Annotated in this window: 9 protein-coding genes; 6 read left to right on the top strand and 3 right to left on the bottom strand. The window is 72.3% G+C overall.

The annotated features are described in order from the left end of the window. Both ABD140_RS30565 and ABD140_RS30560 read left to right on the top strand, forming a co-directional pair. Window positions 1–1085, top strand: a 1085-nt coding sequence (locus ABD140_RS30565; RefSeq protein ID WP_344244632.1) for a sensor histidine kinase, incomplete at its 5' end; no start/stop codon positions are given. Then, complete coding sequence (locus ABD140_RS30560) at window positions 1082–1723, top strand: response regulator (protein WP_344244630.1); 642 nt, start codon at window positions 1082–1084, stop codon at window positions 1721–1723. The genes ABD140_RS30565 and ABD140_RS30560, both read left to right, overlap by 4 nt. Window positions 1724–1829: 106 nt before the next feature. Here ABD140_RS30560 and ABD140_RS30555 read toward each other — a convergent pair whose 3' ends face one another. Next, the gene (locus ABD140_RS30555; RefSeq protein ID WP_344244628.1) at window positions 1830–2060 is read right to left on the bottom strand and encodes a hypothetical protein; all 231 of its coding nucleotides are present in this window, start codon (window positions 2058–2060) and stop codon (window positions 1830–1832) included. 148 nt (window positions 2061–2208) lie between these two features. On the opposite strand from ABD140_RS30555, the gene ABD140_RS30550 reads away from it, so the two are divergent. Both ABD140_RS30550 and ABD140_RS30545 read left to right on the top strand, forming a co-directional pair. Further along, window positions 2209–2814, top strand: coding sequence for a TetR family transcriptional regulator (locus ABD140_RS30550; protein WP_344244626.1), 606 nt, complete (start codon window positions 2209–2211; stop codon window positions 2812–2814). Between the two features lies 1 nt (window position 2815). Further along, on the top strand, window positions 2816–3796 hold the full coding sequence (locus tag ABD140_RS30545) for a glycoside hydrolase family 113 protein (RefSeq protein WP_344244624.1): 981 nt from the start codon (window positions 2816–2818) through the stop codon (window positions 3794–3796). On the opposite strand, the gene ABD140_RS30540 is transcribed toward ABD140_RS30545, so the two are convergent. Next, window positions 3783–4391, bottom strand: a complete 609-nt coding sequence (locus ABD140_RS30540; RefSeq protein ID WP_344244622.1) for a hypothetical protein — start codon at window positions 4389–4391, stop codon at window positions 3783–3785. The genes ABD140_RS30545 and ABD140_RS30540 overlap by 14 nt on opposite strands. Before the next feature lie 474 nt (window positions 4392–4865). Here ABD140_RS30540 and ligA point away from each other — a divergent pair, with 474 nt between their 5' ends. Further along, window positions 4866–6944, top strand: a complete 2079-nt coding sequence (gene ligA, locus ABD140_RS30535; protein WP_344244620.1) for an NAD-dependent DNA ligase LigA — start codon at window positions 4866–4868, stop codon at window positions 6942–6944. Window positions 6945–7061: 117 nt separating this feature from the next. Here the strand turns inward: ligA and ABD140_RS30530 are convergent, their stop codons facing one another. Beyond that, window positions 7062–7727 carry a TetR/AcrR family transcriptional regulator gene (locus ABD140_RS30530; protein ID WP_344244618.1) on the bottom strand — a complete coding sequence of 222 codons (666 nt, stop codon included), beginning with the start codon at window positions 7725–7727 and terminating at the stop codon, window positions 7062–7064. 143 nt (window positions 7728–7870) lie between these two features. Here ABD140_RS30530 and ABD140_RS30525 point away from each other — a divergent pair, with 143 nt between their 5' ends. Continuing rightward, on the top strand, window positions 7871–9031 hold the full coding sequence (locus ABD140_RS30525) for an acyl-CoA dehydrogenase family protein (RefSeq protein WP_344244616.1): 1161 nt from the start codon (window positions 7871–7873) through the stop codon (window positions 9029–9031). Window positions 9032–9047: the final 16 nt, after the last annotated feature.

Below are 9047 nucleotides of genomic sequence, written 5' to 3'. Positions count from 1 at the left end.
ACGCCCCGGCGGTGGCCGCGGCGGCCTGCGCGTTCGCGGCGGTCTACGGCGCGCAGCTGCTGGAGCCCGTGCGCGCCCGGCCGGGGGCGTGGCTGGCGGCGGTCGTCGCGTGCTGGCTGGCGCTGCTCGCCCTGACCCCCGACGGCATCTGGCTGGCCTTCCCGCTGTTCTTCCTCCAGCTGCACCTGCTGGCGCGGCGCCGGGCGCTGGTCGCGGTCGCCGCCACCACCGGCCTGGCGATCGCCGGGTTCGGCTGGCACACCCACACCCTGAACCTGGGCACGGTGGTGGGGCCGGTGCTGGGCGCCGCGGTGGCCGTTGCGGTGGCCCTGGGCTACCAGGCCCTTTACCGGGAGAGCGAGGAGCGCCGCCGCCTTATCGAGGAGCTGACCGCCGCCCGCGGGGAGCTGGCCGCGGCCGAGCGCGCCGCCGGGGTCCTGGCCGAACGCGAACGCCTGGCCCGCGAGATCCACGACACCCTCGCCCAGGGGCTGTCCTCCATCCAGCTGCTGCTGCGGGCCGCCGAGCGCAACCAGCTGGCGGGCGGCCACGACACGGCGCTGGAGCACCTCCGCCACGCCCGCCGCACCGCCGTCGACAACCTCGCCGAGGCGCGGCGGTTCGTCCGCGCGCTCAGCCCGCCCGACCTGGCCGACGGGACCCTGCCCGCGGCGCTGCGGCGGCTGTGCGCCATGACCGCCCGGACCTCCGGCGTGAGCGTCAACTGCCGGATCTCCGGCGCCCCCGCCGAGCTGCCCACCCCGTACGAGGTCGCGCTGCTGCGCATCGCCCAGTCCGCGCTGGCCAACACCGTCCAGCACGCGCGCGCCGCCCGCGCCGAGGTGACCTTGAGCTACATGGACACCCAGATCGCCCTCGACGTCGTCGACGACGGCGCCGGCTTCGTCCCGGCCGTCCTCCCCCCGCCGGACGGCGACGGCACGGGGTCGGGCTTCGGGCTGGCCGCGATGCGCGCCCGGGCCCGCGACCTGCGCGGCACCCTCACCCTCGAGTCCGCCCCCGGCCGGGGCACCGCCCTGGCCGTCGCCCTCCCGCTTCCCGACCCCTCCGGAGCCGGCGCATGAGCATTCCTTCCGTCCGGCTGCTGATCGCCGACGACCATCCCGTGGTGCGGGCCGGGCTGCGCGCCGTGCTGGAGACCGAACCGGGCTTCACCGTCGTCGCCGACGTGGCCACCGCCGAGGAGGCCGTCACCCTGGCCGCCGAGCCCTCCCTCGGCGCGGACGTGGTGCTGATGGACCTCCAGTTCGGCGGGAAGATGCTCGGCTCCCAGGCCACGGCCGCCATCACCGCCCGCCCCGGCGCGCCCCGCGTGCTGATCCTGACCACCTACGACACCGACGTCGACATCCTCGCCGCCATCGAGGCGGGAGCGGCCGGCTACCTCCTCAAGGACGCCCCGCCGGAGGAGCTCGCCGCGGCCGTGCGCACCGCGGCCGCCGGGAAGTCCGCGCTCGCGCCCGCCGTGGCCCTGCGGCTGATGGACCGCATGCGCGAGCCCGCCACCACCCTGACCCCCCGCGAGACCGAGATCCTGCAGCTGGTCGCCGACGGCCTGTCCAACGCCGACATCAGCGGGCGCCTCTTCCTCAGCCAGGCCACCGTCAAATCCCACCTTGCCCACATCTACACCAAGCTCGGCGCCGACTCCCGCACCTCCGCCGTCGCCGTCGCCATCGCCCAGGGCCGCATCCGCCGCTGACCAGGGCCCGCGGGCCCGGCGGCGGCCGGGGGCGCGCACGCGCGACCGCCGGACACGGCCGAGAGGCGGTGTCCGGCGGATCTTCCGGAGCGTTCCAGGCTCCGGGCTAGGGGCGGAGGACCCACAGGTTCCAGTCGATGGCGCTCGAGCGGCACTGGAAGTCGGTCCACTCCCCGCGCTTGACGCCGTGGTGGCCTTCCTCGGTGCAGCCGGCGTGCGACCAGTAGTCGTCGAAGAACTCCCAGCCCGCGGCCTGCGCGGGGGCGGCGGTCAGGGCGAGCGAGGCGGCCGCGCAGGCGGCCGTGAGAGCCAGAGCGGCTGGGATGCGCTTTTTCATGTCGGTTATTTTCGCGGGGCGGAACCGTTCGGTCACTGACCGTCATGGGTGTGATCTTGTTTCGCGCCGGGTAGGGACTTGTGTCGCATGCGCGGCTAGAAATTCAGACTCGGTTTGATTTTAGACCATGTATGGCTATTGTCCTTTTATGGCAGGACTTCGTGAGCGGAAAAAGGAGCAGACCCGGCGGCGGATCACCGCGGAGGCGCTGCGGTTGTTCGCCGAACGCGGCTTCGACGGCGTGTCGGTCAACGAGATCGCCGAGGCCGCCGAGGTGGCCAAGGCGACCTTCTTCGCCTACTTCCCGGGCAAGGAGGCGCTCGTGCTCCAGGGGGTGGGAGAGGAGGACCTGGCCGGGATCGTCGCCCGGCGGCCGCCGGGGCGGCCGCCCCTGCAGGCGCTGCGCGCCTCCTGCCGGACGTTCGCCGAGGAGGCCGCGGAGACGGACTGGACCGAGATGGTCACGCGGATGCGGGTGATCTTCGACAGCCCCGCCCTCAGCGGAGCCGCCAACGCCCTGCTCTACCGGCGGCGCTGGGAGCTGGCTCGGGAGCTGGTCCAGGAGTACGGGCAGGCGGCGGCCGCGCTGGCGGCGGCCCAGATCGCCGCGACGGTGCTGACCCTCCAGGAAACGTTCTTCCTCCACCTGATCGGCGGCGCTCCGCCCCGCGAAGCCGCCCGGACCCTGGCCCGCGACACCGAGCTCGCCTTCGACCTGCTGGAGCACGGCATCCCCCACGGAAGAGAGAAATGACGTGCGCGCACGCGGCATCAACTACGACACCGGCTTCCTTCCCGGAGAGGGCCTTTCCCGCAGGGCCTTCACACCCGAGACCGTCCGGCACGACATGGAGGTGATCTCCGGCGTCCTGCACTGCGACGCCGTACGCGTCTCCGGCCGCGACCCCGAACGGCTGAGCATCGCCGCCCGGCACGCCGCCGACGCCGGACTCGAGGTCTGGTTCGCGCCCTTCCCCGTCGACCTCCCCGCCGCCGAACTGCTCCCGTTCCTGGCCGCCTGCGCCCGTCGCGCCGAAGCCCTGCGCCGGCGAGGGGCCGAGGTCGTGTTCGTCGCCGGGTGCGAGATCAGCGCGTTCTGCGGCGGGTTCCTGCCGGGCGAGACCTACGGGGACCGCCTGAGCGCCATGGCCGGCGCCGACCTGGAGTGGTGGACCTCCCTCGGCCCGGCGCAGGAGCGCCTCAGCGCCTTCCTCGCCCAGGCGGCCGAGGCGATCCGCGCGCATTTCGGCGGCCGCATCACCTACGCCGCAGGACCATGGGAGTCCATCGACTGGGGGCCGTTCGACATCGTCGGCGTCGACGCCTACCGGGCCGCCTACAACACCGATACCTTCCGCTCGGAACTGCGCGGGCACCTGGCGCACGGCAAGCCCGTCGCGGTGACCGAGTACGGAACCTGCGCGTACCAGGGCGCGGGCGAGCGCGGCGGCTCGGCGTGGGAGGCGCCGCCGGACGCGGTGCCCGACGAGGACGAGCAGGTGCGCTACTTCACCGAGCTGCTCGACGTCTTCGAAGAGGAGGGCGTGGACACCGCCCTGTGGTTCACCTTCGCCGGATACGGCAGGACCGGTGCCCGGGACCTCGGCTCCTACGGCGTGGTCAGGATGCTGGACGAGACCCGGTGGGAGCCCAAGAAGGTGTTCCACACGATGGCGGCCAGGCACCGCCGCGGGCGAAAGGGGACGGGCTCGGCGGACGGGGTCAGGGGCTGGTGATGGTCAGGCCGGGGCTGAGGACGTAGCTCGCGATGTAGGACACGGCGTCCCCGCTGTGCAGGAGGCCGAAGCAGCCGGAGACGTTCCAGATGTGCAGATTGCCGCCGCTGACCGCCAGCGTGTGGGTGCTGTTGGTGTAGGTGCCGGAGATGCTGCCGGGGGTGCCGGAGGCGGGTCCCCCGACCGTCGCGGAGCAGAACGGCCCGCTGAGGGTGGCCGTGATGTTGTTCAGCGTCCCGCTGGTGACTCCCGCCGCGTAGGAGTCGGCGTTGAGCTGGTAGGACACGTCGTCGGTGTTCATGGTGAACCTGATGCCCAGCGGGCCTCTGCAGTTGCTGAAGGTGGCGCTGGTGACGGTGGCGATGGCGGCCCCGGACAGGCCGCTGCCGCCCTGGACCGTCGCGTTCGTCGTCGACGAGCTGCAGGTGAGCTGGGCTCCGGTGTCGATGTCCTTCAACGTCGTCGTGCCCGCGGTGCCGGTGACCGCGCCGCCGGGAGTGACGGTCCAGGTCGCGGCGAAGGCCGGGGTGCCGGCGCAGACGACGGCGGCGGCCGCGGCGGCGGCCGCCAGGCCCATCGCTGAGTTCTTTCGCATGGTCTTCTCCTTTTTCAGGGGGGTGGAGACAGCACGGAATGGCGGAAGAAAGGATCTTCCCCGAAAGCGGATTTCTTGGACGACGGGCTATATTCGGTTAGGTTACGGATATATTTCGCATGATACAAGAGCTCCTCGGGTGGGCGCCTTCCGTGAAGTCCGAGTGATGGTGGAATGGTGAATTGGATCATTTAAATACCTGGTCAGACCCACTATTGGAGATCAATTAGGAACGATCATAATGAATGGGTAAGCCTTCCGTTCCCATCAGTAGTAACGCCTGGTCGTCGATCCGCCGGGCTCATCGGGCGTGTTCTCTTTTGTCAGAAACCGATGAATTATCGCCGCGGGATGTTGACTTCGCTTCAGGGGGCGGAGGCTGGCCATTCGCGGCCAAGGGCCGATGGGCCGGTGCGGCCGGGTCGCCGGTCGGCGGTCCGCGGAAATGTCGGTGCCGGCCGGGAGAATGGAGTCATGAACATCGCCCCCCTCACCGAGATCACCGACGCCGCCGGGTACGCCGCGGCGGTCGAACTGGCGCTCACGGCGTCGGCCGCCTACTACGGGGACGGCTCCTCCACGCTGGACGACGACGCCTACGACCGGCTGGTGCGCGGGATCGAGGCGTGGGAGAAGGAGCACCCCGACCAGGTGCTGCCCGACTCGCCGACCGGGAAGGTCGCCGGCGGCGCCGCCGTCGGCGACGTGCCGCACCTGCGGCCGATGCTGTCGCTGGACAACGTGTTCTCGGCCGAGCAGCTGACCACGTGGGCGGCCGGGGTGGAGCGGCGGCTGGACCGGCCGGTGGCCGGGTGGGCGGTGGAGGCCAAGCTGGACGGCCTGGCGATCTCGGCCCGCTACCGGGACGGTCGCCTGGCGCAGCTGGTGACCCGTGGCGACGGCGTCTCCGGCGAGGACGTCTCGCACGCGATCGGCGCGATCGCCGGGCTGCCCGCCGTGCTGGCGGAGCCGGTGTCGATCGAGGTCCGCGGCGAGGTCCTGCTGACCCGCGAGCAGTTCGAGGCCGCCAACCGGCTGCGCGTCGAGCACGGCGGCGACCCGTTCGCCAACCCCCGCTCCGGCGCGGCCGGGAGCCTGCGCGCCAAGGACCGCCCCTACCGGGTGGAGTGGACGTTCTTCGGCTACGGCGCGCTGCCCCTGGAGGAGGGCACCGAGCAGGCCGAACGGCTCGCGCCGCTGCCGCACACCCGGATCATGGAGCTGCTCGCCGGGCTCGGGGTGCGCACCAGCGCCGCCGCCGTCCCCGGCCCGATCGGGTACGCCGACGTGGCGGAGGTGCTGGCACGGGTGGAGGAGATCGCGGCCGCCCGCGCCGGGCTGCCGTTCGGCATCGACGGGATCGTCGTCAAGGCCGACGCCGCCGCCGACCAGGAGCAGGCCGGGTTCTCCAGCCGGGCGCCGCGCTGGGCGATCGCCTACAAGCTGCCCGCCGACACCAAGATCACCACCTTGCGGGAGGTGGAGTGGGCGGTCGGACGGACCGGGGTGATCGCGCCGCGCGCCGTGCTGGAGCCGGTCGAGATCGACGGCACGACCGTCACCTACGCCACCCTGCACAACCCCGCCGACATCACCCGCCGCGGCCTGATGCTGGGCGACCAGGTCACCGTGTACAAGGCCGGCGACGTCATCCCGCGCGTGGAGGCGCCGGTGGTCCCGGCCCGCACCGGCGCCGAGCGCCCGATCGTCTTCCCCGAGTCGTGCCCGGACTGCGGCGGGGACATCGACCGCTCCCAGGAGCGGTGGCGGTGCGCCCTGGGCCGCGCCTGCAACGCCGTCGCCTCGATCGGCTACGCCGCCGGCCGCGACCAGCTCGACGTCGAGGGCCTCGGCCGCACCCGCATCGTCCAGATGGTCGAGGCGGGGCTGATCGCCGACTTCGCCGACCTGTTCACCCTCACCCGCGAGCAGATCCTCGGCCTGGACCGGATGGGGGAGACCTCCACCGACAACCTCCTGGCCGCGATCGAGGCGGCCAAGGGCAAGCCGCTGTCGCGGGTGTTCGCCGCGCTCGGCGTGCGGGGCACCGGCCGCTCCATGTCGCGGCGCATCGCCCGCCACTTCGCCGAGATGGACCGCGTCCGCGCCGCCGACGTCGAGCAGCTGCAGGAGGTCGACGGCATCGGCCCGGAGAAGGCGGTCGTGCTCGTCGCCGAACTCGCCGAGATCGCCCCGCTCATCGACAAGCTGGTCGCCGCGGGCGTCACCATGACCGAGCCGGGCGCCACCCCGCCCGAGGAGCGCGCCGGCACCGAGGGCTCCGGGGACGCCGGGGATTCCGGGCTTCCCCTGTCCGGGATGGCCGTCGTGGTCACCGGCGCCATGACCGGGCCGCTGAAGTCCCTGTCCCGCAACGAGATGAACGAGCTCATCGAACGTGCGGGCGGCCGCGCGTCCTCCAGCGTCTCCAAGTCCACGTCCCTGCTGGTGGCGGGGGAGAAGGCGGGCTCCAAGAGGACGAAGGCCGAAGCCCTCCAGACCCCGATCGTCACTCCCGACGAGTTCGCCGAGCTCATCGCCGCCTACCTCTGAACTCCGATGGCATGCAGGGCCCTCGGCGGGGCCTCCTGCATGATCCCGTCGTCCCGTCGCGGCCTGCGGGACGTGCACGGCGGGCGCCGGACCGGGCCCGGCCGAGCCGAGATCGGCTCAGCCGGGCTCGCCGAGCAGGCCGCGGAGGGCGGGCAGGACCGCGTCGAGGTCCTTGGCGGTGCGGAAGACGACGATCGACCCGGTGCCGTCCCCGGCGGGAGGCTCGCTGAAGAGCGCGACGGTGCCGGCCATGGCGGCGTCGAACTCCGCCTCGGGCCGCCGCGTCAGACCGCGCAGCCAGCGGCGGAGCACATGGTTGTGAGCGGTGACGACGGCCGCCGCCAAGAGCTCGGCCCGCAGGGCGGTGTCCTCGCCGCCGCCCATCCAGGCGTGGGCGAACTCCCGGAACACCCGCTGGTACTGCAGGGTGCCGGTGCTCTCCCGGTCCCGCAGGGCGGGGACGCTGCGGGTCAGGCGGTAGCGGGCCAGGGCCAGATCGCCCTCGTCGAGGTAGTGCAGGAGCACCAGCCGCGCCGCCTCGCGGATCGCCACGGGGGCCGTCTCCCGGGTGGAGCCGGCCAGCCGGGCGCGGACGGCGGCGAGCAGCGCCTCGTGATCGGGGAAGATGACGTCTTCCTTGGACCGGAAGGTGCGGAAGAACGTCGTGCGGCCCACTCCGGCCCGCTCGGTGACGTCGTCGACCGTCGTGCCCTCGTACCCGCGCTCCTCGAACAGCGCGAAGGCCGCCTCCCTGAGGCGCTCCCGGGCGGTGTGCTCTGCCATCTGCTGCTCCTTGACTGTGCCGCTGCGACCTTATGGGAAGACGGTGGCGCGGGAGAGGTTGCCATCCGGTCGTGGTACTAAGTACCTTAATTCTGGTACTGGGTACCGCATGGCGGCGCCTCCGATCCGAAGGGAACCTTCCGATGAACGACGCGGGCTTCGACCTGTTCCGCATCTCCGAGGACCACGAGGCCCTGCGGGAGGCCGTACGCGCGGTGGCCCAGGACAAGATCGCCCCGAACGCCGCGGCGGCCGACGAGCGGGCGGAGTTCCCGCAGGCCTCCTACGAGGCGCTGATCGCCGCGGACTTCCACGCCCCGCACGTGCCCGAGGAGTACGGCGGCGTCGGCGCGGACGCCCTGGCCACCTGCATCGTCATCGAGGAGGTCGCCCGCGCCTGCGCTTCTTCCTCCCTCATCCCCGCGGTGAACAAACTCGGCAGCCTCCCGCTGATCCTGGCCGCTTCCGAGGAGGTCAAGCAGAAGTACCTGCCGGCGCTGGCCCGCGGCGAGGCCGCCTTCTCCTACGGCCTGTCCGAGCGCGAGGCCGGCTCCGACACCGCGTCCATGAAGTGCCGCGCGGTCGCCGACGGCGACGACTGGATCCTCTCGGGCCACAAGGCGTGGATCACCAACGCCGGCGTCTCGGACTACTACACCGTCCTGGCCGTCACCGACCCCGACGGCAGGCGCGGCTCGAACGTCAGCGCGTTCGTGGTGGAGAAGTCCGACCCCGGCTTCGGCTTCGGCGCCCCCGAGCACAAGCTGGGCATCAAGGGCTCCCCGACCCGCGAGCTGCACTTCGACGACGTCCGCATCCCCGGCGACCGCATGGTCGGCGAGCCCGGCGAGGGCCTCAAGATCGCCCTGCGCACCCTCGACCACACCCGCATCACCATCGGCGCCCAGGCCGTCGGCATCGCCCAGGGCGCCCTCGACGTCGCCCTGGACTACGTCAAGGAGCGCAAGCAGTTCGGCAAGGCCATCGCCGAGTTCCAGGGCCTGCAGTTCATGCTCGCCGACATGGCCATGGCCGTCGAGACCGCCCGCCAGATGGTCTACGTCGCCGCCGCCAAGTCCGAACGGGGCGACGCCGACCTCGCCTTCTTCGGCGCCGCCGCCAAGTGCCACGCCTCCGACGTCGCCATGCGCGTCACCGTAGACGCCGTCCAGGCCCTCGGCGGCGCCGGCTACACCCGCGACTTCCCCGTCGAACGCATGATGCGCGACGCCAAGATCACCCAGATCTACGAGGGCACCAACCAGATCCAGCGCCTCGTGATGGCCCGCCACCTCCTCAAGTAGACCCCGGCGTGGAGGG

Source organism: Actinocorallia libanotica (assembly GCF_039525175.1).
Lineage (GTDB): Bacteria > Actinomycetota > Actinomycetes > Streptosporangiales > Streptosporangiaceae > Actinocorallia > Actinocorallia libanotica.
The sequence above is the reverse complement of the archived record's forward strand: the minus strand, read 5'-3'. Positions and strand labels throughout refer to the sequence as shown.